Annotated in this window: 22 protein-coding genes; 14 read left to right on the forward strand and 8 right to left on the reverse strand. The window is 65.7% G+C overall.

Annotation, left to right across the window (positions count from 1 at the left end; translation table 11 throughout):
• The first annotated feature begins 29 nt into the window (after window positions 1-29).
• From ACQ4MJ_RS13570 to ACQ4MJ_RS13600, 7 genes are all read left to right on the forward strand, one after another.
• On the forward strand, window positions 30-2,867 hold the full coding sequence (locus ACQ4MJ_RS13570; protein ID WP_431152343.1) for a molybdopterin-dependent oxidoreductase: 2,838 nt from the start codon (window positions 30-32) through the stop codon (window positions 2,865-2,867).
• Window positions 2,868-3,035: 168 nt separating this feature from the next.
• Window positions 3,036-3,959: a DNA-binding protein YbiB gene (gene ybiB, locus ACQ4MJ_RS13575; RefSeq protein ID WP_431152342.1), complete on the forward strand. Its 924-nt coding sequence runs from the start codon at window positions 3,036-3,038 to the stop codon at window positions 3,957-3,959.
• Window positions 3,956-4,807 (forward strand): uroporphyrinogen-III C-methyltransferase, encoded by an 852-nt coding sequence (gene cobA / locus ACQ4MJ_RS13580; protein WP_431152341.1) that lies wholly within the window; start codon window positions 3,956-3,958, stop codon window positions 4,805-4,807. The genes ybiB and cobA overlap by 4 nt, the downstream gene beginning before the upstream one ends.
• 173 nt (window positions 4,808-4,980) lie before the next feature.
• A complete protein-coding gene (locus tag ACQ4MJ_RS13585) occupies window positions 4,981-6,315 on the forward strand; it encodes a TrkH family potassium uptake protein (protein ID WP_431152340.1) in 1,335 nt (444 codons plus the stop codon).
• Window positions 6,308-6,979, forward strand: a complete 672-nt coding sequence (locus tag ACQ4MJ_RS13590; RefSeq protein ID WP_233573357.1) for a potassium channel family protein — start codon at window positions 6,308-6,310, stop codon at window positions 6,977-6,979. The genes ACQ4MJ_RS13585 and ACQ4MJ_RS13590 overlap by 8 nt, the downstream gene beginning before the upstream one ends.
• Before the next feature lie 194 nt (window positions 6,980-7,173).
• Window positions 7,174-7,929, forward strand: a complete 756-nt coding sequence (locus tag ACQ4MJ_RS13595; protein ID WP_431152339.1) for a methyl-accepting chemotaxis protein — start codon at window positions 7,174-7,176, stop codon at window positions 7,927-7,929.
• Window positions 7,930-8,085: 156 nt separating this feature from the next.
• Complete coding sequence (locus tag ACQ4MJ_RS13600) at window positions 8,086-9,525, forward strand: cellulase family glycosylhydrolase (RefSeq protein ID WP_431152338.1); 1,440 nt, start codon at window positions 8,086-8,088, stop codon at window positions 9,523-9,525.
• Window positions 9,526-9,594: 69 nt separating this feature from the next.
• Here the strand turns inward: ACQ4MJ_RS13600 and ACQ4MJ_RS13605 are convergent, their stop codons facing one another.
• The gene (locus tag ACQ4MJ_RS13605; protein WP_010459986.1) at window positions 9,595-10,083 is read right to left on the reverse strand and encodes an acyl-CoA thioesterase; all 489 of its coding nucleotides are present in this window, start codon (window positions 10,081-10,083) and stop codon (window positions 9,595-9,597) included.
• A 124-nt stretch (window positions 10,084-10,207) separates the two neighbouring features.
• Between ACQ4MJ_RS13605 and ACQ4MJ_RS13610 the strand changes: the two genes are divergently transcribed.
• On the forward strand, window positions 10,208-11,341 hold the full coding sequence (locus ACQ4MJ_RS13610; protein WP_431152337.1) for a sterol desaturase family protein: 1,134 nt from the start codon (window positions 10,208-10,210) through the stop codon (window positions 11,339-11,341).
• Between the two features lie 31 nt (window positions 11,342-11,372).
• Here the strand turns inward: ACQ4MJ_RS13610 and ACQ4MJ_RS13615 are convergent, their stop codons facing one another.
• Window positions 11,373-11,858, reverse strand: a complete 486-nt coding sequence (locus ACQ4MJ_RS13615; protein WP_055400285.1) for a DUF4124 domain-containing protein — start codon at window positions 11,856-11,858, stop codon at window positions 11,373-11,375.
• Between the two features lie 271 nt (window positions 11,859-12,129).
• Here ACQ4MJ_RS13615 and ACQ4MJ_RS13620 point away from each other — a divergent pair, with 271 nt between their 5' ends.
• Window positions 12,130-13,305, forward strand: a complete 1,176-nt coding sequence (locus tag ACQ4MJ_RS13620; RefSeq protein ID WP_431152336.1) for an ABC transporter substrate-binding protein — start codon at window positions 12,130-12,132, stop codon at window positions 13,303-13,305.
• 67 nt (window positions 13,306-13,372) lie between these two features.
• On the forward strand, window positions 13,373-14,626 hold the full coding sequence (locus tag ACQ4MJ_RS13625; protein WP_431152335.1) for an NAD(P)/FAD-dependent oxidoreductase: 1,254 nt from the start codon (window positions 13,373-13,375) through the stop codon (window positions 14,624-14,626).
• Window positions 14,627-14,654: 28 nt separating this feature from the next.
• Here ACQ4MJ_RS13625 and ACQ4MJ_RS13630 read toward each other — a convergent pair whose 3' ends face one another.
• On the reverse strand, window positions 14,655-17,891 hold the full coding sequence (locus ACQ4MJ_RS13630; RefSeq protein WP_431152334.1) for an EAL domain-containing protein: 3,237 nt from the start codon (window positions 17,889-17,891) through the stop codon (window positions 14,655-14,657).
• Window positions 17,892-18,306: 415 nt separating this feature from the next.
• On the opposite strand from ACQ4MJ_RS13630, the gene rpsU reads away from it, so the two are divergent.
• Together rpsU and ACQ4MJ_RS13640 are read left to right on the forward strand one after the other, a co-directional pair.
• The gene (gene rpsU / locus ACQ4MJ_RS13635; RefSeq protein WP_005799779.1) at window positions 18,307-18,519 is read left to right on the forward strand and encodes a 30S ribosomal protein S21; all 213 of its coding nucleotides are present in this window, start codon (window positions 18,307-18,309) and stop codon (window positions 18,517-18,519) included.
• Between the two features lie 213 nt (window positions 18,520-18,732).
• Entirely contained in the window at window positions 18,733-19,179 is a 447-nt protein-coding gene (locus ACQ4MJ_RS13640; protein ID WP_055400197.1) for a GatB/YqeY domain-containing protein, read from the forward strand.
• A gap of 82 nt (window positions 19,180-19,261) precedes the next feature.
• Here ACQ4MJ_RS13640 and ACQ4MJ_RS13645 read toward each other — a convergent pair whose 3' ends face one another.
• Window positions 19,262-20,200 carry a LysR substrate-binding domain-containing protein gene (locus tag ACQ4MJ_RS13645; RefSeq protein WP_431152333.1) on the reverse strand — a complete coding sequence of 313 codons (939 nt, stop codon included), beginning with the start codon at window positions 20,198-20,200 and terminating at the stop codon, window positions 19,262-19,264.
• Between the two features lie 128 nt (window positions 20,201-20,328).
• Between ACQ4MJ_RS13645 and ACQ4MJ_RS13650 the strand changes: the two genes are divergently transcribed.
• Entirely contained in the window at window positions 20,329-21,429 is a 1,101-nt protein-coding gene (locus ACQ4MJ_RS13650) for a tartrate dehydrogenase (RefSeq protein WP_431152332.1), read from the forward strand.
• 90 nt (window positions 21,430-21,519) lie between these two features.
• Here ACQ4MJ_RS13650 and ACQ4MJ_RS13655 read toward each other — a convergent pair whose 3' ends face one another.
• Together ACQ4MJ_RS13655 and ACQ4MJ_RS13660 are read right to left on the reverse strand one after the other, a co-directional pair.
• The gene (locus tag ACQ4MJ_RS13655) at window positions 21,520-21,903 is read right to left on the reverse strand and encodes a VOC family protein (RefSeq protein WP_431152331.1); all 384 of its coding nucleotides are present in this window, start codon (window positions 21,901-21,903) and stop codon (window positions 21,520-21,522) included.
• A 154-nt stretch (window positions 21,904-22,057) separates the two neighbouring features.
• Window positions 22,058-22,276, reverse strand: a complete 219-nt coding sequence (locus ACQ4MJ_RS13660; protein WP_431152330.1) for a hypothetical protein — start codon at window positions 22,274-22,276, stop codon at window positions 22,058-22,060.
• Between the two features lie 71 nt (window positions 22,277-22,347).
• On the opposite strand from ACQ4MJ_RS13660, the gene ACQ4MJ_RS13665 reads away from it, so the two are divergent.
• Window positions 22,348-23,244, forward strand: coding sequence for a LysR family transcriptional regulator (locus tag ACQ4MJ_RS13665; protein WP_431152329.1), 897 nt, complete (start codon window positions 22,348-22,350; stop codon window positions 23,242-23,244).
• Between the two features lie 534 nt (window positions 23,245-23,778).
• On the opposite strand, the gene ACQ4MJ_RS13670 is transcribed toward ACQ4MJ_RS13665, so the two are convergent.
• Both ACQ4MJ_RS13670 and ACQ4MJ_RS13675 read right to left on the reverse strand, forming a co-directional pair.
• A complete protein-coding gene (locus ACQ4MJ_RS13670) occupies window positions 23,779-24,204 on the reverse strand; it encodes a VOC family protein (protein ID WP_431152328.1) in 426 nt (141 codons plus the stop codon).
• 287 nt (window positions 24,205-24,491) lie between these two features.
• Window positions 24,492-25,028 carry a helix-turn-helix domain-containing protein gene (locus ACQ4MJ_RS13675; RefSeq protein ID WP_431152327.1) on the reverse strand — a complete coding sequence of 179 codons (537 nt, stop codon included), beginning with the start codon at window positions 25,026-25,028 and terminating at the stop codon, window positions 24,492-24,494.
• Between the last annotated feature and the right edge of the window lie 56 nt (window positions 25,029-25,084).

A 25,084-nucleotide genomic window follows, 5' to 3' on the forward strand; every position in this document is an offset into this window, starting at 1 on the left:
AGAGCCCAAAAACATCTGGAATCCACGCCATGCAAGAAACGAAATCCACCTGCCCCTACTGTGGCGTAGGCTGCGGCGTGATCATCGAATCCGATGGCGCGCAGATCACCGGCGTGCGCGGCGACCCCACCCACCCCGCCAACTTTGGCCGCCTGTGCACCAAGGGCTCGACCCTGCACCTCACGGCCAGCAGCCCCATCACGCTGCAGACCCGCTTGCTACAGCCCCTGCACCGCGCGCAACGCAGCGATGCTCCCCAGCCCCTGCCATGGGACGCCGCGCTGAACCTGGCCACCGAAAAATTCGCAAACACCATCCAGAACCACGGCCCCGATGCCGTGGGCTTTTACGTGAGCGGCCAATTGCTCACCGAGGACTACTACGTCTTCAACAAGCTGGCCAAGGGCCTGATCGGCACCAACAACATCGACACCAACTCGCGCCTGTGCATGAGCAGCGCCGTGGCGGGCTACAAGCAGACCCTGGGGGCCGACGCGCCGCCCGCCTGCTACGACGACGTGAAACACGCGCAGTGCCTGTTCATCGTGGGCAGCAACGCGGCCTGGGCGCACCCCATCTTGTTCCGCCGCATCGAAGACGCGCGCGCCGCCAACCCGGGCATGAAGGTCATCGTGGTCGACCCGCGCCGCACCGACACGGCCGGCATGGCCGACCTGTTCCTGCCCATCCAGCCCGGCAGCGACGTGATGCTGTTCAACGGCATGCTGCACCTGATGCTGTGGGAGGGTTGGACGGACGCCGAATACATCGCTGCGCACACCACGGGCTTTGACGAGCTCAAGGCCCTGGTGCGCGACTACACACCCGAACGCGTGGCGCAGACCTGCGGTATCAGCGTGGCCGACCTGACCACCGCCGCCAAGTGGTTTGCGCAGTCCAACGCCACGCTCAGCCTGTACTGCCAGGGCCTGAACCAGAGCAGCAGCGGCACGGCCAAGAACGCAGCGCTCATCAACCTGCACTTGGCCACCGCACAGATCGGCAAGCCCGGCGCGGGCCCGTTCAGCCTGACCGGCCAGCCCAACGCCATGGGCGGGCGCGAAGTGGGTGGCCTGGCCAATCTGCTCAGCGCCCACCGCGACCTGGCCAACCCGCAGCACCGCGCCGAAGTGGCCGCGCTCTGGGGCGTGGCCGATGTGCCCAGCAAGCCGGGCAAGACGGCCGTGGAAATGTTCCAGGCCGCCGCCGACGGCGAGATCAAGGCCCTGTGGATTGCCTGCACCAACCCCGCGCAAAGCATGCCCGACCAGGCCACCGTGCGCCGCGCACTGCAGCGCGCCGAGTTTGTGGTGGTGCAGGAGGCCTTTGCCACCGCCGCCACCTGCGCCTATGCCGACCTGCTGCTGCCCGCCACCACCTGGGGCGAAAAGACCGGCACCGTGACCAACAGCGAACGCCGCATCTCGCGCGTGCGCACTGCCGTGCCCGCGCCCGGCCAGGCGCGCCACGACTGGGCTATTGCGGTGCAGTTTGCGCACCAGCTGGAGGCACGCCTGCGCCCCGGCCAGCCCACACTGTTCCCCTACGCCACCAACCACGCCGACCAGGGCGCCGAAACTGTGTGGAATGAGCACCGCGAGAGCACCCGCGGGCGTGACCTGGACATCACCGGTCTGTCGTGGGGCATGCTCGAATCTGCAGGCCCCCAACAGTGGCCATTGCCTGAGGGATCCACCACGGGCAAGGCCCGCCTGTACGAAGACGGCGTGTTCCCCACCGCCGATGGCCGCGCCCGTTTTGCCGCGCACGCCTGGCAGCCCACGGCGGAGCAGCGCGAGTCGCGTTACCCCTTCAGCCTGACCACGGGCCGCCTGCGCGACCAGTGGCACGGCATGACCCGCACCGGCACCCTGGGCCGCCTGTTCGGCCATGTGGCAGAGCCCAGCGTGCAACTGCACCCGCAGGACATGGAGCGGCGCGGCCTGAAGAACGGCGACCTGGTCTATGTGACGAGCAAGCGCGGCACCATCGTGGTGCCAGCGCAGGTCGACACCACGTTGGGCCTGTCGCAGGCTTTCATGGCCATGCACTGGGGCAGCGAATTTTTGAGCGGCTGCTCGTCCACCGGGGAGCGGCTGGCGGGCGTGAACGCGCTCACCACCTCGGCGTATTGCCCCACCTCCAAGCAACCCGAGCTCAAGCACGCGGCCGTCAAGGTGCTCAAGGCCGAGCTGCCCTGGACGCTGCTGGCCATGGCCTGGCTGCCCGCCGACAGCGCCCAGGCCACGCGCGAGGCGCTGTCCGCGCTGATGGCGCAGTTCCCGTTTGCGAGCTGCGTGCCCTTCAGCAACAACACACCGCTGGGCGAACCCGGCCGTGAGCGCGTGGGCGTGCTGCTGCGCGCCGCCGCGCACGAGGCACCGCCCGACGCCACTGTGGAGCGCATCGAATCTCTGATGGGCCTGGCCACGGCCGACACGCTGCGCTATGCCGACAAGAAACGCGGCCAGCGCCGCGCCGCGCGGCTGGCTCGCCATGGGGACACCACCACGCTCGAAGGCATCGTGCTCGCGGGCGACACCAGCGCCGAGGGCTGGCTCAAGACCCTGCTGCAAGAAGAACTGCCAGCGCAGACCTATGGCCGCCTGTTGCTCGTGCCTGGCGCCAAGGCCCCCGTGGCCGTGCAGTCGCGTGGCAAGTCGGTGTGCACCTGCTTCAACGTGACGGACACCGCCATCACCGCCGAGCTGGCGCACTGCCACGGAACCGACGACAACCGGCTGGCGCAGCTACAGGGCAAGCTGCGCTGCGGCACCAACTGCGGCTCGTGCCTGCCCGAACTCAAGCGCATGGTGCGCGCCACGGGCCCACTGGCGTCCAAGCCCGTGGCGCAGGCCACCATATAACCAAAAGTTCTCTGGGTTGCGAGAAAATAGCTTTCAAACCAACAAACCCCACCAGGACTTGTGCAACAGGGCTGCAGCCAGGCGCTTTCGGCACAGACAGTACGCCTGTACGGCAAGCCGAAATAACGACGCTGAAGCCCTGTTTCACAAGTCCCGCCACCAAAGACCATGGCCATCGCCCAGTACATCAAGGAAATCGGCCGCGGCGCGCGCGGCGCCAAGCCACTGACGCGCGAGCAGGCCACCGACCTGTTCGGCCAAGTGCTGGACGGGCAGGTGAGCGACCTGGAGATCGGCGCGTTCTGCCTGGCCATGCGCATCAAGGGGGAGACGTCCGAAGAGATGTGCGGCTTTCTGGATGCCACGCACCAGCGCTTGGCCCTGCTACCCGCCACCGACCGCCCCCTCATCGTGCTGCCCAGCTACAACGGCGCGCGCAAGCTGCCGGTGCTGACGCCGCTGCTGGCGCTGCTGCTGGCGCGCGAGGGGCTGCCCGTGCTGCTGCACGGCATGCGCACCGAGGCGCGGCGCATTTTGGCATCCGATGTGCTTCTAGCGCTTGATGTACCTGCGCTAACAGCTCCTGAAAAAGTAGCAAACGGCACCGTGCGCCATATCCACACCCAACACCTGCACGCAGGCCTGGCGCGCCTGCTCTCAGTGCGCGAGGTGGTGGGCTTGCGCAACCCGGGGCACAGCGTGGTCAAGCTGATGAGCCCGTGCGCGGGGCCGTCGGTGGTGGTCACTGCGTACACACACCCTGAATATTTCGAGATGCTGCAGACCACCTTTCGCACGCTGGGCGTGAGCGCGCTGCTCTCGCGCGGGCTGGAGGGCGAGGTCGCTACTGATCCGCGCCGCACACCGCGATACGACGGTTTTGTGCACGGCGTGCACGCGGTGCTGGAATCACAGCAGCCCGGGACCGCCAGCGAGGTGCCTGGCTTACCCGCCGAGATCGACGTGGCCACAACGGCCACTTACACCCGCTGCGTGCTGGCGGGCGAGTTGCCGATTCCGCCTGCGATTGAGCGCCAGGTGGAACATATCTTGCGACTTGCGGAACAAACCAATTCGGAGACATCCCCATGAGCCGCCCCACCCACACCAACACCCTGCCCCCTTCCAAGCCCCACCTCGGAACGGGAGGCAGCTGCACGCTGGTGGGCGCTGGCCCCGGCGATCCGGAACTGCTCACCATCAAGGCGCTCAAGGCCATCCAGGCCGCCACCGTGCTGCTGGTGGATGACCTGGTGAGCGACGCCATCGTGGCGCACGCGTCGCCCACGGCCCGCATCGTCTACGTGGGCAAACGCGGTGGCTGCAAGAGCACGCCCCAGGCCTTCATCGAGAAGCTGATGCTCTTGGCGGTGAACGAGGGTGAGAACGTGGTGCGCCTTAAAGGCGGCGACCCGTTTATCTTCGGCCGGGGTGGAGAAGAAGTGGAGCACCTGCGCGCGGCAGGCGTGCCGGTCACCGTCATCAACGGCATCACGGCGGGCCTGGCGGGCCTGACATCGCTGGGCGCGCCGCTCACCCACCGCGAGCATGCCCACGGCGTGGTGTTCGTCACCGGCCACGCCAAGCCCGGCGATGCGGGCACCGACTGGCGCCAACTGGCCGCCACGGCCCGCGACGCCAAGCTCACGCTCGTGATCTACATGGGTGTGAGCGGCGCCGCCACAATCGAGCAGGAGCTGCTCACCGGCCTGCCCGCCAGCACGCCCGTGGCCATCATCCAGCACGCCAGCCTGCCCCATCAGCGCCACGCGGTCACCACATTGGGAGCCCTGCACACTACCATCACGCGCGACGGGCTCGCCAGCCCCTCGGTGATCGTGGTGGGGGATGTGGTGCGGGGTGTGGCGCTGGCGTCGCAGGACGCGATGCATTCCACGTCTGAAAAATCCGAAGCACCCCGGGCGCGGCGCGCTGTCTGACGACGTGGTGGTGCCTGCGGCTGTGCGCGGCACCGGCCGCCTCCACAGCGCCGCAGCAGGCGAGCGATCTATCCAAAGCTGATAGCATCGCCGCGCGCAGACTCTGGAGAGAGTCTTCGCCAAGCCCCGACCCTCACGGGCCGCGCATTGTTGCCACCCGCCCAGGAATTCGTTTGAACCAACGTGTCGTGCACCCCGCAGCGGTTCTGGTGCTGTCTTTTCTGACCGTCATCGCTGCCGGCACGGTCTTGCTCATGCTGCCGCTCTCGCACGCCCAGGGGCAGAGCGCGCCATTTCTCACGGCATTGTTCACCGCCACCTCCGCCGTGTGCGTGACAGGACTGGTGGTGGTGGACACCGGCACCTATTGGAGCGGCACAGGCCAAGCCCTCATCATGGGCCTGTTTCAGCTGGGCGGCTTCGGCATGATGACGTCGGCCACGCTGATGGGGCTGCTCATCAGTGGGCAAATGCGCATACGCACCCGACTGCTGCTGCAGGCAGAGACCCATTCGCTGGCGCTGGGGGACGTAAAGAGCGTTGCCAAGATCGTGCTCCAAGTGACGGTTGCCGTCGAGCTGCTGATGGCGCTGGCCCTGGGCCTGCGGTTCGCACTGGGCTATGGCATGCCCTGGGGAGAGGCTGCCTGGCAAGGCATGTTCCACTCCATATCGGCCTTCAACAATGCGGGCTTTTCGACCTGGGCAGACAGCGTGGTGCGGTTCTCGTCCGATGTGCTGGTGCTGGCTCCGCTGATGCTGGCGATCATCATCGGAGGCCTGGGGTTTCCGGTGCTGCACGAGCTGCTGGCCGAACGCGGACGCAAACGCCCACTGTGGTCCATGCACACCGCCCTCACGGTGTGGGGCTCGCTGGCGTTGATCGCACTGGGCACGGTGGTGATCTTTCTGGCCGAGTTCGACAATCCGGGAACGCTGGGGCCCATGGGCTGGGCGCACAAGGGGCTGGTGGCACTGTTCACCTCGGTATCGGCACGCACGGCAGGGTTCAATGCAGTCGATATCGGAGCGCTGAGCACCGAATCACTGGCGCTGCACTACATCCTCATGTTCATCGGCGGGGGCAGCGCGGGCACCGCCGGGGGCGTGAAGGTGACCACGTTTTTTGTGTTGGTACTGGTGGTGTGGAACGAAATCCGTGGGCACCGCGACGTCGAGTTTCGCGGTCGTCGCATCGCCGATTCGGTGCAACGCCAGGCCATCACCATCTTGGTGCTCAGCGCGGCCGTGGTGGGACTGGCCATTTTGCTCATCTTGCCGCTCACGCCGCTACCGCTGGAAAAGGTGCTGTTCGAAGTGATTTCAGCGTTCGGCACCGTGGGGCTGTCTACGGGCATCACCGCCGACCTGGTGCCGGGGGCGCAGGCCATCATCATTGCGCTCATGTTCATTGGGCGCGTGGGCGTGGTCACCCTGGCCGTGGCCCTGGCCACCAACCAGATGCGCCGCAACTACCGTTACCCCGAGGAGAAACCCATTGTTGGATAAAGCCGTAAAGAACCTGTCGGGCAGCGTGGTGGTGATTGGCCTGGGCCGCTTTGGCACCGGGGTTGCCAAATCACTGGTGGAGCTGGGCCACGACGTGCTGGCCATCGAGAGCGATGCCGAGACGGTGCAGTCGCTGGCGAGCGTGCTACCCCATGTGGTGCAGGCCGACGCCACCGACCTGGAAACCCTGCGCCAGCTGGCCGTGCCCGACTTTGCGCATGCGGTGGTGAGCATCGGCGGCAACCTGGAAGCGAGCGTGCTCACCATCCTGAACCTGAGCCAGCTGGGGCTCAAGGACATCTGGGCCAAGGCCATTGACCCCCAGCACGGCCGCATTGCCGAGCGGGTGGGTGCGCACCATGTCGTCTACCCTGAGGCGGACATGGGCGAGCGCGTGGCGCACTTGGTCACCGGCAAGATGATCGACTTCATCGAGTTTGACGACGGCTTTGCCATTGCCAAAACCCGGGCGCCGATGGAGACACACAACAAGCCATTGTCGCAATCCGACGTGCGCAAACGCCATGGCATTACGGTGGTGGGCATCAAACGTCGCCACCTCGACTTCATCTACGCCAAGGCAGATACCGAAATCAAACCGGGCGACCACCTCATCGTGGCAGGCCCCACGCGCATGGTGGAGCGCTTCGCAGCGTTGTACTGAGCGCCCAGCGCCGCGCCGCACGCGCCCTTCCCTGCCGCCAACGTGCCAGAGCACCTTGCGCGGCTGGTAGCGGGCGCGGGCCAAACCTCGTCAGTGCGTCTGCATCCATCGCATCGAAAGCGGCTGCGACCGTGACACTGGCCCGGGTATTGCTTGACCAGATGTATCTGAATGCAATCAGCACAAGGAACACCATGGCAGCCTTCCCCATCTCCACCCGCAACGGCATGGCCACTTCCTCAACGCCAGCTTCGACGTCCTTTTCGCCCCCCTCTTCGACGCTGTCTTTGGCGCCCAAGGCCGGGTCTTCAACCGGCCGTGACGGCGAGATGTCGCTGGTCAACCTGGCGGCACGCCAGCGCATGCTGTCGCAGCGCATGGTGTTGCAGACGGTGCTGGCCGCACGCGGCAGCGATCTGCACATGAAGGCGGCGCGCAGCTCATTGACGCTCTTCACCGACAGCCAAGCCAAGCTGGTAGACACTGCCGGTCACTTGGATGCCGCCAACGGCGACATCATCCGCAAGACCTACCACGGCCCCAACGGCGTTGGCGCCACGATTGATGCGTTTGCACAGCAGGTGGGCACCACGCTAGACTTGGCAGAGCGCCACAGCCCGCGTGTGGAAGACGCGCTGGCGCGGCTGGTGGAGTCCACCGACAGCGCACTGGAGGCCTTGAATACCGCCACCACCGCGTTCGATCAAGTGGGCAAGGCCAAGTCCGAAACCCTCATGAAAGAACTGGCGGGCATCGTGGCCTCCATCCAGACAGTGGCCCGCGAGGCCAAGGTGGTCAGCTTCAATGCCCAGGTCATGGCCGCCCGCGCAGGCCAGCACGGACGGGAATTCGCGGTGGTGGCCAACGTACTGTCGGGTATCACCAACGAAATAGACGGCCTTTCGCTACAGGCAGTATCGCTGGCTGGACGCAGCCGTGGCGCAGCCTGAAAAGGGCGCAACAGGCACTTACAATTGCAGCCATTGGAAACGGTGGCCGATGGGCAGAGCGCCCACACTCAGCCCACCACCGGGCCGTAGCCCGGCTGTAGCGGGCCTGTACTCTTTCACGCCAGACACACAACACTTTCGGGAGATGCGTAAGCCATGAAGATCACCACCCTGTGCAAGAGCCTGGCGTTGGCCGGTTGCCTGCTGGCAAGTACCAGCATGGCCTGGAGCTACGAAATCAACGCAGGCAAGGTGCTGGACGGTGCGGGCAAGGCCATCCAGCTGCGCGGCGTCAACTGGTTTGGCTTTGAGACCAACAACCATGTGGTGCATGGCCTGTGGGCGCGCAACTGGACTGAAATGATCACGCAAATGCAGGCCCAGGGCTTCAACGCCGTGCGCCTGCCGTTCTGCCCCGCCACCCTGCACGGCTCGGCGCCGCCCAGCAGCATCGATTACGGCCGCAATGCCGACCTACAGGGCCTCTCGGCCATCCAGGTGATGGACAAGGTGGTCACGGAACTGAGCAACCGTGGCATGTATGTGCTGCTGGACCATCACACCCCCGATTGCCAGACCATCAGTGAACTCTGGTACACCCAGAGCTACAGCGAACAGCAATGGATCAGTGATCTGACCTTTGTCGCCCAGCGCTACGCAGGCGTACCCGGCGTCATCGGCATCGATATCAAGAACGAACCCCACGGTGCCGCCACCTGGGGCACGGGCAACAACGCCACCGACTGGAACCGCGCCGCCGAGCGCGCAGCCGCTGCCGTATTGCCGCTGGCTCCCCATTGGCTGATTGCCGTGGAAGGCATTGGCGAGAACCCCAGCTGCTCGGGCAGCAACGCGCACTTCTGGGGTGGAAACCTCGAACCTCTGGCCTGCACGCCCCTGAACATCCCCGCCAACCGCCTGCTGCTGGCGCCGCACACCTACGGGCCGGATGTCTACGTCCAGCCTTACTTCAATGCTTCGAACTTCCCAAGCAACATGCCGGCCATCTGGGACCAGCATTTTGGCCAGTTCGTGCAGGCCGGTTATGCCGTCATGCTGGGCGAGTTCGGCGGCAAATTTGGCCGGGGCGATGCGCGGGATGTGCAGTGGCAGAACGCGCTGGTGGACTACATGGTCGGCAAGGGCATGCGCAGCGGCTTCTACTGGTCGTGGAACCCCAACAGCGGCGACACCGGCGGCATTCTGGACGATGACTGGACCACCGTGCGCACCGACAAGGTCCAGTTGCTGCAGCGCCTCTGGGGCGATGGTTCGACGCCAACAACACCTACGACGCCAACCCCCCCCACAACGCCGACAACGCCAACCCCACCGACGCCTACCGGTGGCTTCTCGGTGCAGGAGATGATGGACAGTGTCTGGAACGCAGGCTATTGCCAGCGGGTCCGCGTTACCAACCAGGGCACCGCCGCTGGCAACTGGGCGATCACCATCCCCGTGAGCGGCACCATCAACAATCTTTGGAATGCCACATGGACGCAGGCTGGCAGCAACCTGAACGCGTCCGGCGTGGACTGGAACAAGACCCTCGCCCCCGGGGCAGCGGCCGAATTCGGTTTCTGCGCCGCGCGCTAAGCAACTTTTTCCTCAATTGAACAAGGGCTCCTGCCATGCAGGGGCCCTTTTTTGTTCCGGGTTCCCGGCCTACCCGCCAGCAGTCTCGCGCACCTGCCTGAAACGCTCCGCCAGCTCCTTGCGCAAGGATTTGCGCAGCAGTGCCGCATCCCAGCGGCGGCGTTCGTCGGGCGTGGAAGGCGACAGCGGCGGCACCTGCACCGGCTTGCGCGCCTCGTCCACTGCCACCATCGTGAAGAAGCAGCTGTTCACATGCCGCACCACCTGCGAGCGGATGTCTTCGGCCACCACCTTGATGCCAACCTCCATCGACGAGGAACCGGTGTAGTTCACGCTGGCCAGGAAGGTCACCAGCTCTCCCACATGGATGGGCTGCAGAAACATCACCTGGTCCACACTCAACGTCACCACATAGCAGGCCGAATAGCGGCTTGCGCACGAATAGGCCACCTGGTCCAGCAGCTTGAGAATGGCCCCGCCGTGCACATTGCCCGAAAAATTGGCCATGTCGGGGGACATCAGCACCGTCATGCTGAGTTGGTGTGAAGGGATGTTCATGCCGCGATTTTAGGGCTCTCCCGTGTCGCAGGCGCAACGCTGCAGGCCGCTACACTCGCGCCACACAAGCCAGATCACGGCCCATCAAAAAAGCCAAGCAGGCCGGGAGGCCAGAGGGGAAACCATGCTCGAAATCGACAAGCTCAATGAATTCACCGAAAGCCATGGCGCGCTGCGCACCGGGCGCGGGCTGGTGTCGGGCGTGATTGCACTCACGCTGGCCATCCTGTGTTTTCTGGGCGTGCTGGCCTTCCACTTCCCCGAGTACCTGACGACACCACAGCTGCGCAAGAGCTACGACGTGACGGTGATTCGCACCATCATGCTGACCGCCATGGCCATCGCGGGGGGCATCTCCCTCGTCAACATCCTCTTCAACCGTTCGCGCTGGCTGGCCACGTTTGCCTTTGCCATGGTGGCGCTGGCGGCGTTCCTGGGCGGCCACAAGGTGGAGGTGGACCCGAACTTCCCTGACAACACACCGTACATCGGCCTGGACTGGTTCATCCTCGACCTGCTGGGCAGCTCACTGATCTTCATCTTCATCGAGAAACTCTTTGCACTGCGCAAGGACCAGCCCATCTTCCGCGCCGAGTGGCAAACCGACTTCCACCACTTCATCGTGAACCACATGGTGGTGGGCTTTGTGCTCCTGGCCACCAACCTCATCGTGCACAAATTTTTTGGCTGGGCGGCCAACGAGGGTATGCGCGGCTGGGTACAGGGCCTGAACTTCTGGGTGGCGCTGTTCCTCATCGTGCTGGTGGCCGACCTGGTGCAGTACTGGACGCACCGTGCCTACCACGAGGTGCCGCTGCTGTGGCGCCTGCATGCGGTGCACCACAGCGTGAAAAGCATGGACTGGATGGCCGGCTCGCGCCAGCACATCCTGGAGCTGCTCATCACCCGCACACTGGTGCTGGCGCCCATCTACGTTCTGGGTTTCAGCAAGGAAGTGATCGACGCCTACATCGTCATCGTGGGCTTCCAGGCCGTTTTCAACCACGCCAACGTGAGCGTGCGCCTGGGCCCGCTGCGCTACGTGCTCGTCACGCCCAACTTCCACCACTGGCACCACAGCCAGGACCAGGAGGCGCTGGACAAGAACTACGCGGCGCACTTTGCGTTTCTGGACTACCTGTTTGGCACCGCCGTCAAAAGCACCAAGCTCTGGCCAGAACACTACGGCGTGCTGGGCGACTACGTGCCCAACGGGTTTGTGAAGCAGTTCAAGTTTCCGTTCACATGGAAGGGCTGAGAGGCTGATTCACCTCCCACACCGAGGAGGGCTACAGCTTGCCGAGTTCGGCTTCGAGCGCTTTGAGCTGGTTGCGCAGCTCCTCGGTTCGGGCCTCACACGCGGCTTTGTCCTTGCCCGCTGCAGCCGCGCGTTCCTGCGCGAACTGGGAGCCTTGTGCCAGGGTGCTGCGCCGCAGCGGGCCTGCATGCGCCACTGCGGCATCCGGTGCCGTTGCCGCGCATTCCTGCTGGTTGCGTTCGAGGGCCGCGCGCGCCTGCGGCACGCCCTGGTTCTGCAGATAGTGTTTGCGCTGCCAGGTGGGGCCGAAGGCGCCCTCCTTCGCGGTGGAGGGGCCGGGTGGAACAGGGGTGGCGCCCTGCATGGCTGGCTTCACCTCGATCTTCTCGCCCTGGCCCAGGCAAGGGCCATCCTGGAACGACACCTTGCCATCGGCATCCGTGCATTTGTTGACGGCCCAGGCCGGGGCCAGAAAGCCCAGCACCAGGGCGCAGGCGGCACAGCGTATCGGTTTCATGGAATAGTCCTCGGCGGGTGGATGCCACATGCTACCGCGCCGCGCACGACCGGTTCAGAGCCTCCTTGGTGGCATCGAGGCCTTGACCGACACCAACAAGGCGTGCCCCAGGGCTGGGGGCAGCCGCTCCAGTTTCAAAAAGGGATTGGGATAGACGCCTGTCCCTAACTTGACGCACCCCCGGTAAAAACCCGGTGGGTGCGCGGCTACCGCACTCCTACCATCGCCGCACCTTGAGGCCACGGTGGCCACGACCAGGAGGAGCTGTTTGATGAAGACCCACGTTGCCTTGCCCGTTAGCCAGCGGCTTTCCCAGGCGCGCCGCCGCAGCCTCATGCTGGCGCTGGCAGGCGGTACGGCCTTGGCCAGCCTGTCTGCCAGGGCGCAACCCGCTCCGGGCAAGGGCGACATCCTCATTGGCCGGTCTACCGCGCTATCGGGTGGCATGGCCCCTTTTCTTGCGCCCATCCATGAAGGACAGGACGCTGCAGTGGAAGACGCCAATGCCAAGGGCGGCATTGGCGGACGCAAGATTCGCCTGGTGACGCTCGACGACGGGTTCGATCCGCGCCGCACGCTGGAGAACGCCAGGCAGCTGAGCGAAAAGGAGGGCGTGCTGGCCTTGTTGGGCGTGTCGGGCACCTCTCAGGTGATGGCGCTGCTGCCCTACCTGGTGCAAGCCAAGCTGCCACTGATCTCGGTGTACACGGGAAGCCCTGCCATCCGGGCGCAGCAGCATCCCTACCTCTTCACCACACGCGCCAGCTATGCCGACGAGCTGGTCAAGATCGTGCGCAACCTGGTGGCAGTGCAGACCTCTCGCATTGCCGTGGCCTACGAGAACAACGACTTTGGCAAGCTGCTGCTGCCGCTGGTCGAAAAAACCATTGCCGCCGAAGGCGCGACGCTGGCCGGCTCGCATGCCATCGCGCCAACCGGGGCAGACGCCAACGACGCCGCCAAGGCCTTGGCCGCCCAGAAACCACAAGCCGTGCTGCTGGTGGCGGCGGGGCCGCCTGTGGTGGCCTACGTGCGGGCCAACCGCGCGCACCTCGGAGTGCCGGTCTACACCTTGTCGCTGGGCGCAGGCTCCGCAGTGCTCAAGGCGCTGGGTGACGACGCGCGCGGCCTGGCCGTGGCACGCACCGGCCCCTCGCCCACCAAGCCCACCATCGCGCTCACGCGGGACTTCCAGGCCTCCATGAAGCGCCACGACAAGCCTGTGGACTACGACCGCTACACCGGCTACATGGATGCGCGCGTGCTGATTGAAGGCCTGCGCGCAGCAGGGCCGGGCGTCACCCGGGCCAGCCTGGTCCAGGCCATGGAAGGCCTGGGCAACCTTGACCTGGGCGGCTACAGCTACCAGTTCAGCCCACAGAACCACCACGGCTCGAACTACGTGGACATCGCGGTGGTGGGCTCTGGCGGGGTGTACCGGCAGTGATGGCGTGAGGGCCCTGTGAACGCTGCGGCGACAATGGCGGCCCTGTCACCGCTGCCTGTTCATCACTGTGTCCCACACTTCCCCTGTTTTTGACGTCGTCATCATCGGCGCCGGTGCTGCCGGCCTGTTCTGCGCGGGCCAGGCGGGCCAGCGGGGCCTGAAGGTGCTGCTGATCGACCATGCCGAAAAGGTGGCCGAAAAGATCCGCATCTCGGGCGGCGGGCGCTGCAACTTCACCAACCGCGACCTGGACCCCGCCGCGCCCCACAAACACTTTGTGGGGCAGAACCCGCAGTTCTGCCGCTCGGCGCTGTCACGCTATACGCCCGCCGACTTCATTGCGCTGGTGCAAAAGCACGGCATTGCCTTCCACGAAAAACACAAGGGACAGCTGTTTGCCGACCGCTCGGCCGAGGACATCATCGCCATGCTGCTGGCCGAGTGCGCGGTGGGCCAGGTGACGCACTGGCAACCTTGTGCGGTCAAAAATATAAAGTTTTTGGCCCCTGGCGCTTATCCATCAAGCGCTACCAGCTATCAAATTGATACTGACCGTGGCCCGGTGCAAGCGCGCTCGCTGGTCATTGCCACGGGAGGGCTGTCCATTCCCAAGATCGGCGCCACCGACTTTGGCTACCGGCTGGCGCAGCAGTTCAACATCCCGCTTGTCGAGCGCCGCCCGGGCCTGGTGCCGCTGACTTTTGATGGCACGGGTTGGGCGCCGTATGCGCAACTCGCGGGCTTGGCGCTTCCGGTGCAAATCAGCACCGGGGCCAAGAAAACCCGTATGGCCTTCGACGAAGACCTGCTGTTCACCCACCGGGGCCTTTCGGGCCCGGCCGTGCTGCAGATCTCCAGCTACTGGCAGGAAGGCACGCCGCTGGCCATCAACCTCGCGCCCACGGTGGACCTGCCCGCCGCGCTGGCGCAGGGCAAGGCCCGCTCCCGCAAGCTGATCGCCAACGAACTGGCCACCCTGGTCCCCAGCCGCCTGGCCGACGCCTGGGCGCAGCGCGAGGCCGACTGGCAGCGCCCCATCAACGAGGCCAGCGACAAGGCCCTGGCACGGCTGGCCGAGCAGCTGGCGCGCTGGGAGCTGACGCCCACGGGCACCGAGGGCTACAAGAAGGCCGAGGTCACGCTGGGCGGCGTGGACACCAAGGCGCTGTCGCAGCAGACCATGGAGTGCAAGACGCAGCCCGGCTTGTACTTCATTGGCGAAGTGGTGGACGTGACGGGCTGGCTGGGGGGCTACAACTTCCAGTGGGCCTGGGCCAGCGCTGCGGCGTGCGCGCAGGCGTTGGCAGTGACACCCTCCTGAGGCCCTGCGGGCCTTCCCCCCGCTCTCGCTACGCTGCCGCAACCTCTCGCGTCAACAATCCGCGATGCTGTCGGGCCCAGGCCTCTAACTGGTCGGCAGGCAGCGGGCGGCTGAAGTGGTAGCCCTGCAGCTCTTCGCAGTCCAGCGCGCTCAGCACCTGGGCCGTGGCCAGGTCTTCCACCCCCTCGGCCACAATCTTGAGGCCCAGCGTGTGGCCCAGCGCGATGATGGCGCGCGTGATCGCCATGTCGGCGGGGTTGCTCAGCATGTCGTGCACGAAGGACTTGTCCACCTTGAGCCGGTCGATGTCGAAGCGCTTGAGGTAGGCCAGGCTGGAATACCCGGTGCCAAAGTCGTCGATGGACAGCTGCACGCCCAGCGATTTGAGCGCGGCCAGTTGCTGCTCGGCCGCGTGGGCGTTGTCCATGAGCTGTGACTCGGTGATCTCCAGCTCCAGCCGGTGGGCCGGCATGCCGGTGCGCGCCAGCAGTGCCTCGATGTCGCTGACCAGCAGCGGGTCAGCCAGCTGCGCGGCCGAGAGGTTGACCGAGATGGAGACATGCGCCAGCGGATGGACCAGCCCGCGCGCGGATGGGCCCGACAGCGGCACCTGCCATCGCACCCATTGCTCGCATGCCTGCTGCAGCACCCAGCCGCCGATCGCGCGGATCATGCCGGTCTCCTCGGCAATGGGGATGAATTCGCTGGGCGGGATGTGGCCCAGGGTGGCGTTGTTCCACCGCAGCAGGGCCTCCACGCCCAGCAGGCCGCCGCCCTTGGCGGACAGGCGCGGCTGGTAGTGCAGGCTCAGTTCCTGGCGCTCCAGCGCGCGGCGCAGTTGCTGCTCCATCGTCTGGCGGGCCAGCGCGCGCTGGTCGGTCTCGGCCGAATAGAACAGCGCCATGTCGCGGCCCGTGGTCTTGGCCTCGTACATGGCGGCGTCGGCACGGCGCATGAGCTCGTCGATGTCGCTGCCGTCCTCGGGGTAGACGGCGATGCCCACACTGCACGACACGTTCAACTCGTGCCCTTCCACCGGGTGGCTCTGGCGGATGAGCGGAATCAGGCGCCGCTCCACCAGCTGCTGCACATCCTCGCGCCCGGCCACGTCGCGCATCACCACCACGAACTCGTCGCCGCCCAGGCGGCTGACCGTGTCGCGGCTGCGCACGGCCTGCGTGAGGCGCCCGGCCACCGAGCGCAGCAGGCCGTCGCCGATGTGGTGACCCAGCGTGTCATTGATGGCCTTGAAGCGGTCCAGGTCGATGAACAGCACGGCCACCTTCTCGCCCGTGATCGGCGCCTGCGCCAGCGCCATTTGCAGACGCTGCACGCACAGGGAACGGTTGGGCAACTCGGTGAGCACGTCGTGGTGCGCCAGGAACTGAATGCGCTCTTCGCTGCGCTTGCGGTCGGTGATGTCGATGGCGATGCCGATGTGGTTGGCCAACGTACCACCCTTGGTCTCGCGCACGGCCGACACCATGAGCCAGGCCGGATAGGTCTCGCCCGAGCGGCGGCGAAACCGCACCTCGCCCTGCCACGACTCCTTGTCGAGCATGGTGCGGTGGATCTGCGCCGACAGCGGCTCGGCACCCGACTCTTCCAGCAGAAAGCCCAGGTCCTCGCCGATGACCTCGTAAAAGTCGTAGTGCGTGCTGCGGCAGAACGCCTTGTTCACGCTGATGATCTGCTGATCGGCGTTCATGATGATGATGCCCTCGGACGAGGCCTCGAACACCTTGGCCCACAGCTCCAGCCGCTGCTCCATCACTTTGAGCACATTGATGGGTGTGAACGCGGTGAGCACCGAATCGCGCCCCTGGAACTGCAGGCGCCGCGCCGACAGCACGGCCCAGGAAGGCTCGGCGGTGCCCTTCCAGCGCACCTCGAACTCATCGACCGAGCCCTGGTCCGCCAGGCGCTGGAAGAAGCGCGCCCGCACGCCGGGCTCCAGCCCCACGGCCCACGGGTCGGTCTTGCGGTCACCCAGCCAGTGGGCAGCCGGGGCGTTGGAGTGCAGCACCTCGTGCTCGGGCACCGAGGTGACCACCATGGGGATGGGGAAGGCCTCCACCAGCTCGCGCTGGGCCTCGGCCGCGCGCGCGCTGGCGGCCAGCTCCTGCTGTAGCACGCGGTCGCGGTCAAGCTGGGACAGCATTTCATTGAAAGCCGTGACGAGACGCCCGATCTCGTCACGGCTGACCCAGTGCGCGCGCAGTGTGTGGTCGCCGCTTTTGCGCACCTCGTCGGCCACCCGCGCCAGTTGCTGCAGCGGCTTGGCGATCTGCCGCGCCACCAGCGTCACGAGGGAGAGGATGCAGCCCAGCAGCACCAGCGCGGTGCCCAAATGCAGCCACATGCGAGCGAAGAGCCCATCCACACGGCGGTTGAGCAGCCGCTCCAGGTCCACGATGCCCACGGTCCAGGCATCGCGCAGCGCGCCCAGCACCTGCATCTGCTGCGTGCCCACCTGCGCCATGGTCAGGCGCGACTCCCCCGCCGCCACACCCTGCAACAACGCCTGGAAGCCCTCCAGGGATTGGTGGAGCGCCTCGCGCGGACCCTGCAAGGCGGCCCGCATTTCGGGCGAGCCTGCGATGAATGCCTGGTTGTAGTCCGCCTCAATGCCCTGCATCACAGCATCCAGCCGCCCCACCAGCGTGAGCAGCTCAAAGGACCACTGCGGACCGCGCCCGGTCTGCGCCGCGTTCAAGAACACCACCGTGTCGTGCACCGCCTGCAGCAGTTCTGGAAACCGCAGCACCACCAGCGACATGCCGTAGTAGCTGTCGAGATCCGGGTCCAGAATCAGGTTGGACTGGTTGCCTACCGTGGTCAGCAGCTCGCGGCCCTCGCGCAGCAGCTGGCTGCGCATCCCGGTCAGCACCTGCGCATCCGTTGCAGACGGCGGCCTGGCGGCCAGTTGCCCGAGCACCATGCTGAAGCGTTCGCCCACTTCCTGTGTGCGCAACTGCTCGTCATACGCCTTGCGCACACCCGTCAGCCGTGCAATCACATCGCCCGCCAGCGGCGGCTGCTGGGATGCATCCAGAAACTGCCCCATGAGCCCGTCGCGCAGCACCGCCGCATACGTGGTGCCCACGATCTCCTTGCGTGTGAAATCGATGGCCACGTACTTTTCGTGGATCAGAATGCTGGACACATAGATCACCGCCGACAGGTCCAGCAGGTAGATGAGCATGAGCTTGCGCCCCACACTGAGGCGGCCCAGCCAGCCCGAAACGCGGTGCATGAATGCCATGGTGTCTGTAGCGGCAGGCCCGCCCGGGCGGGTGACCTGGGCAACCCACCGACGGTGGTAAGTGATTGTTACAACATGAAGCAATTTCCACGCCATTGCGCGGCCCGAGGATGGACGAAGGCAATGTCTCCGGTGAGAACGACCTCAGTCCTTATTCGGGCGCGGCCCTCAGCAGTGCCACATGGCCCTTGCCCAGCCAGGCCATCAGTGGCGGCGCCCCGCAGCGAGGGACGGGACGCAGAGAGCTGCACAGGGGGTACTTCTCATCCGCGCCACAAAGGCTATAATCTCCGGCTTTGCTGGCAATGCCCCGTCGGCCAAATACTAGTTACAGACGGGGAAACCGCTTTGTACGGACTTGAGGCCCGATCTCCCCAAGCCCCTCTGCAGGCACCATTTGGAAAACCATTAGCTAATGACTACGATCCGCGTAAAAGAAAACGAACCCTTTGACGTTGCACTGCGCCGCTTCAAGCGCACCATTGAAAAGCTCGGCCTGCTGACCGACCTGCGCGCCCGTGAGTTCTACGAAAAGCCCACCGCCGAGCGCAAGCGCAAGAAGGCAGCCGCCGTGAAGCGCCACTACAAGCGCGTTCGCAGCATGCAACTGCCCAAGAAGATGTACTGATCCATCTTCGGCCCCGAGCTTTTTGCTTGGGTCCCAGAACCCGCGCTAGGGACGCCAAGCGCGGGTTTTTGTTTTTCAGGTTTGCCAAAAGGCTTTCTGGCGTCGTTGCAACGCCTTGCCGTAGCGAGACTACTGTCTGCGGCGTTGACGCCTAGCCAGAAAGCCTTTTGGCAAACCCTTGTCCCTGTTTGAAACCCAAAAAAGGAAGCCGCCATGAGCCTCAAGGACCAGATCACCGAAGACATGAAAACCGCCATGCGCGCCAAGGACAGCGAGCGCCTGGGCACCATCCGCCTGCTGCAGGCTGCGATGAAGCAAAAGGAAGTGGACGAGCGCATCGTGCTGGACGACGCCGCCGTGGTCGCCATCGTGGACAAGCTCATCAAGCAGCGCAAGGATTCCATCACTGCGTTTGAAGGCGCTGGCCGCCAGGACCTGGCCGACAAGGAAAAGGCCGAGATGGCCGTGCTGCAAGCCTACCTGCCCGAGCGCATGTCGGCCGAAGAAACGCTGGCCGCTGTGAAGGCCATCGTGGCCGAAATCGGCGCATCAGGCCCTGGCGACATGGGCAAGGTGATGGGCGTGGTCAAGACCCGCCTGGCGGGCAAGGCCGACATGGGCCAGGTGTCGGCTGCGGTGAAGGCGGCGCTGGCGGGCTGATCGCCCCCTTACCACCACCCAGTCAGTATCTTTTTGATAGCTGCTACCGCTTGCCAGACGGGCGGTAGCGGCTATTTTTGATTCAAACCGGGGTATTTCCCCCAGTATCGGCATCCCGCGCCATCCACCCGGCGCGGAAATGCGCCTGCAGAAACTCCACACACACCCGCACCTTGGCCGACCGCTCCAGCCGCGTCGGGAACACGGCCCACACATTGGCCTCTTGCTGCCACTGCGGCAGCACCTGCACCAGGCGCCCAGTCTGCAGGTGCGCGCCCACATCCCACAACGAGCGCAGCACCACGCCACGCCCGTCTACCGCCCACTGCACGGCCATCTCGCCGTTGTTGGCCGACAGCGGGCCACGCACCTTGACCGACTCTTCCTGCGCGCTGCTGCGCAGGCGCCACACGCCAAACGGATGGTCGCGCTCCTTGATCACCAGGCAATCGTGCGCGGCCAGGTCGGCCACCGTGCGCGGCGAGCCCTTGCGCTGCAGGTAGGCGGGCGCTGCGCACAACACGCGGTGGTTGTCGGTCAGGCGGCGGGCAATGAGGTGCGGGGCAATTTCATCGCCCACGCGCACGTCCAGGTCAAACCCTTCGCCCGCCACGTCCACCAGCCGGTCGAACACCTCCAGCCGCACCTGCAGCCCCGGGTGCTGCTCCACCAGCCGCGACAGCGCGGGCGCCACGATCTGGCGGCCGAAGCCAAAGCTGCTGCTCACCCGCAGCAGCCCGCGTGGCTCGCTGCGCGTGATGGCCACCTCCTGCATGAGTTGCTCCATGTCGTCCAGGATGCGCAGCGCCCAGTGGAAAACGCGCTCGCCCTCCTCCGTCACCGCCACCCGGCGGGTGGTGCGATGTAGCAGCTTGACCTGCAGGTCCTGCTCCAGCAGGCGGATGCGCTTGCTCACGTAGGCGGGCGAAGTGCCGAGCTCGGCAGCAGCCGCGCCAAAGCTGGACTGGCGCACCACCGCCGTGAAAACGCGCAAATCGTCGGCAGCGGGGTTTTTATGCACGATTTGTGAAGAATGGAGCCACAGTTGGCAGATTGTAGTTTTTGATGGCGCTCGGAATAATGCAGTGCACACACCATCCGCACTCACCTGCGGCTTCCCTCTACCCTGCCCCCACCATACCCAGCACCATGAACGCACCCACCACCAAGACCTACCGCATCGCCGTCCTGCCCGGAGACGGCATCGGCAAAGAAGTCATGCCCGAAGGAGTGCGCGCCATCCAGGCCGCCGCCGCCCGCTTTGGCTTTGAACTGCAGTTGCACGAATTCGAATGGGCCAGCTGCGACTACTACGCCGCCCACGGAAAAATGATGCCCGACGACTGGAAGGCGCAACTGTCGGGCATGGACGCCATCTTCTTCGGCGCCGTGGGCTGGCCCGCCACCGTGCCCGACCATGTGTCGCTGTGGGGATCGCTGCTCAAGTTCCGCCGCGAGTTCGACCAGTACATCAACCTGCGCCCCGTGCGCCTGTTCGAGGGCGTGCCCTGCCCCCTGGCCGGCCGCAAGCCCGGCGACATCGACTACTACGTGGTGCGCGAGAACACCGAGGGTGAATACACCTCGCTCGGCGGCATCATGTACGAAGGCACCGACCGCGAGATCGTGATCCAGGAATCGGTCTACTCGCGCCACGGTGCGAACCGCCTCTTGAAGTTCGCCTTCGACCTAGCCCAAAGCCGCGCCAAAAAGCACGTCACCCTGGCCACCAAAAGCAACGGCATTGCCATCAGCATGCCCTGGTGGGACCAACGCGCCGACGACGTCGCCAAGGGCTACCCCGAGGTCACGCTGGACAAGCAGCACATCGACATCCTCACCGCCCGCTTTGTGCTGCAGCCCGGCCGTTTTGACGTGGTGGCCGCCACCAACCTGTTTGGCGACATCCTCAGTGACTTGGGCCCGGCCACCACCGGCACCATCGGCCTGGCGCCTTCGGCCAACCTGAACCCCGAGCGCAACTTCCCCAGCCTGTTCGAGCCCGTGCACGGCTCGGCACCGGACATCTACGGCAAGAACATTGCCAACCCGATTGCGATGATCTGGTCGGGGGCGCTGATGCTGGACTTCCTCACGCAGGGCGTGGGTGCAGGACGGGCGGCACATGACGCCATCGTCACGGCCATCGAAGAAGTCATCAAGAGCGGCCCGCGCACGCCGGACCTGGGGGGCACGGCCAGCACCACGCAGGTGGGCGAGGCGATTGCCGCGCGGGTGGCTGGGCACTGAGCCATGGCCATCACCCTAATGCTTCTATTTCAATAGCTTAAAAGGCACACCCACCGCGCGGCAACGGCCTTTTTTGCTTGAAAAAACGGACTAGGTAGCAATGTTCTCGTGCAGGCAGAGGTAGTTGCCCTCGGTGTCTTTGAACCACGCGGCCTTCTCGGCGCCCAGCACACACACGTGATTGACGGTCTTGAGGCCCGGGAAGTCGTAGTCCTCGAAGACCACCTTCGCGCGTTTCAGCGCCTCGATGGTGGCCGCTATGTCGGCCACCTGGAAACTGATGGCCGTGTGGTCGGCCTTGGTGCCTTCCGGCTTGGGGAACAGCGCCAGCGTGCTGCCCCCCACGGCATAGACAAACTTGCCATCGGGCCGGAAGCCGCCGGGTTTCAGGCCCAGGCAGCCCTCATAGAAAGCACGGGCGCGGTCCATGTCCATCACAGGCAGCATGGTGGTTACAGAAGCATCGGACAACATACCAGGTCCTTTCGCTCAATCCGGCCCCGGGCCTTGCAGCCCCCTGGCGCACACCAGGCCCCGGTCCGGGCCGCCTGACCGGTGGTGCAGTGTAGGCCGATCCCCTCCGCCTCACCAGTGCAAGCAGTACAGGCAGTGAGGAGGCCCACCCTCGTCACCCCCCATGGGGCGGCACCCTGAAGTTCTCGCTGATGCGCTTTTCCGCCCGCGCCAGGGCGGCACCCAGCGCCCGCAGCCACCGCCCACCCAGGCGCCGCACCCGCCGGGGCCAGTGGCCCCCATGGCCCAAGTGCTGTGGCACAACCCCCGGCGGCTGGCAGGCCTGGGATTGGCGGGTGGTGCTTTCGGGGTCCAGACGGGTGGGATGCAACATGGCCCGGATGCTCGGGCTTGGCGTACCATCTGTAAAGTTGAATTCAATGAAGCTTCAATTCATAAAAACTGATGCGTAACTTCAACCTGGACCACCTGCAGACGCTGATCGCCATCGCCGACCTCGGCAACTTTGCGGCGGCCGCGCAGGCGCTGCACCTGGCGCCGCCCACCATCAGCCTGCACATCAAGGAACTGGAATCGCGCCTGCAGGCCGACCTGGTGGTGCGGGGTCGGCGGCAGGCCGAGCTGACGCCCGCAGGCGAGGTGCTGGTGCAGGAGGGGCGCCAGCTGCTGCTTGCCTGCGACGATCTGATGGAGCGCGTGCGCCGCCGCGCCTCGGGGCGCGAGGGCATCGTGCGTGTGGGCGTGTCGGCGGGCGTGAGCACGCGCCTGCTGCCGCGCATGCTGGAGGCGCTGGCGGTGCGCTGCCCCGGGGTGGAGATCCGGCTGGAGGCCGTGGGATCGGCCGAGTCCATGCAGCGGCTCAAGGCAGGCACGCTGGACATTGGCATCATCGCCAGCCCCCAACCACCGTTGGCCGAGGTGGGCCAGACCCCCTGGCGCAACGACCCCATGGTGGCCCTTCTGCCTGCAGCGTGGGAGGCGCCCGCGTTCGCAACCCCCGACTGGCTGGCCAGCCGCCGCTGGGCATCGTTTGCACCCGCCACACAAATGCACGGGCTGATTGCGAACTGGTTTGGCCAGGCGGGCCACCACCCGCGCCCCTTTCTGGCGCTGAGCTACCCCGGCGCGCTCAAGAGCATGGCGGTGGCCAGCCAGTGCGCCGCGCTGCTGCCGATGGAGGAGGTGGAGGACCTGCAGGGCACGCCCGATGTGCAGATCCGCCCTCTGCAGCCGCCGCTCATGCGCCCCATGGCTGTGGCGCACCGCCACCAGCCACCGCCCTCACCTGCGGTGGAGGGCGTGCTGCAACTGCTGGTCGAATTTGCGGACTTTGGGGAGTAACAGCTGGGCTTGCCGCCCGCCATCACACGGGTGGTCAAACCGGAGCGCCTGGGGCACGCCGCACCGCAGACCGCCGCAAATAGGGCTGCACAAACAGGTACAGCCCCGTCAACAGCAGCAGCGCCAGCGGCGGCAGGGGTGCATACGTCACCCAATCCGGCGGGTTGCCTGCACCCTGCGCACGGACCACAAAATTGCCAATGACGGCTAGGGCGTGTCACCCTTCAATTCCCTCACGCGAAAGCCAGCCAGGCCGTGCAGTGCTAGGCGCCCTGAGTGCCGTGTAGCTTGGCTACACAAGCGAAGGGCAACGACGCAATGCGCGGCCTGGCTGGCTTTCCCTCCGGGCTGGCCGCGCAATGCGGCGTCTGCTTTGTCGCGTGGCTTGCCCATAGATGACTATGGGCTGCGCCCCCCCTTCGCGCATCCATCCGCATTGCGCGGCCAGCGCGTGGGGGAATTGAAGGGTGGCACGCCCTGGCGTGAACGCCATCGACACCCAGCGGTGAAACCGCCGAATGCCCACACCGGCGCTCATTGCGCACCTCCGGCCACGAGCTGGATCATCTTCCAGCCATTGCCCGCAGGGTCCCGAAAACCCGCATCCACATTGCCGTACCGGTCCACGGGCTCCTGCGTGAACTCCACACCCTGGTCGCGCAGCCGGGCATACGCAGCGCGGCAATCTGCCACATGCAACACCAGCGGCGGCATGGCGCCCTTGGCCACCATGGCGCGCAACGTCTGCGCTGTGGCGGCATCGTGGATGGGCGGGCCGGGTGTGAACAGCCCCAGCTGAAAGTCTGGCTGATCGGGGTGCTGCACCGTCAGCCAGCGGTAGGGGCCGTTGCGCACGTCGGTGTGCACACGAAACCCCAGCTTGCCCACATAGAACGCCAGCGCTTCGTCCTGGTCGTCCACATACACCCCCACCACACCAACGCCTTGGTTCTTCGTCATCAGATCTCCTTGGTTGCTAAGAGCCTGTTCAAGGTCTTTTTGGAGATCGCATTGGAGTGCAATCGGGAGGAGTGGATGCTTCGGATGCGCCGCATGGGCTCGTGCCCATGCAAGCAGCCGGGGCTTCCAATCGCCCGATTTCACTCCAACCCTTCGGGCAAGTGCCTTGCCGGGCTGTCTGCGGCGTTGCGGCGCTTGCCAATAGCCGCGCTATTGGCTGCCCACCGCGCCTTGCATCCCATCCCGGCAAGGTACTTGTGCGACTCCAAAAAGACCTTGAACAGGCTCTAGGACCGATTTGTACCTTCCGCCAGGCGGCGGCGCTTCTCCAAAACTGCTGTGGTGAGGTCGGGACGCTGTGCGGCTTTCAACACACAGGCGGGCACCTGATCCAGGAGCGTGGCACTGGCCTGGGCCTCCAGCCGTACCGCACTGGGGCTCATCCCCGTGATGTCGCGAAAGATGCGCCCGAAGGTGCCCAGGCTCTCCCAGCCGGTGGCAAAAGCAATCTCGGTGACGGGCAGGTTCGTGTCGCGCAGCAGCGTGGTGGCCTGCTCGATGCGGCGGGTCAGCAGGTAGCGGTGGGGCGGGATGCCAAAGGCTTGCCGGAACGAGCGGGCGAAATGCGCCTCCGACACGCCGCTGACCTCGGCCAGCCGCTGCACTGGCCAGGCCTCGTGCGACGCGGCGTCCATGCGGTCCTTGGCGCGCAGCAGGCGGCGCAGCAGGGCCGGGTCCTGCGGCGCAATAGCCGCACCCGACGTCTGTTTCGACGGCGCGGCGGGCTCGCTGGAGGGCAATGGGTGCGGGCGCTCAGAGGGCATGCACGAAGCATATCGCCTTGGGTTCTGGCGACCCGCCCGACTTTCCCGGGCATGGA

This window comes from Acidovorax facilis (assembly GCF_050626955.1).
GTDB lineage: Bacteria > Pseudomonadota > Gammaproteobacteria > Burkholderiales > Burkholderiaceae_C > Acidovorax > Acidovorax facilis.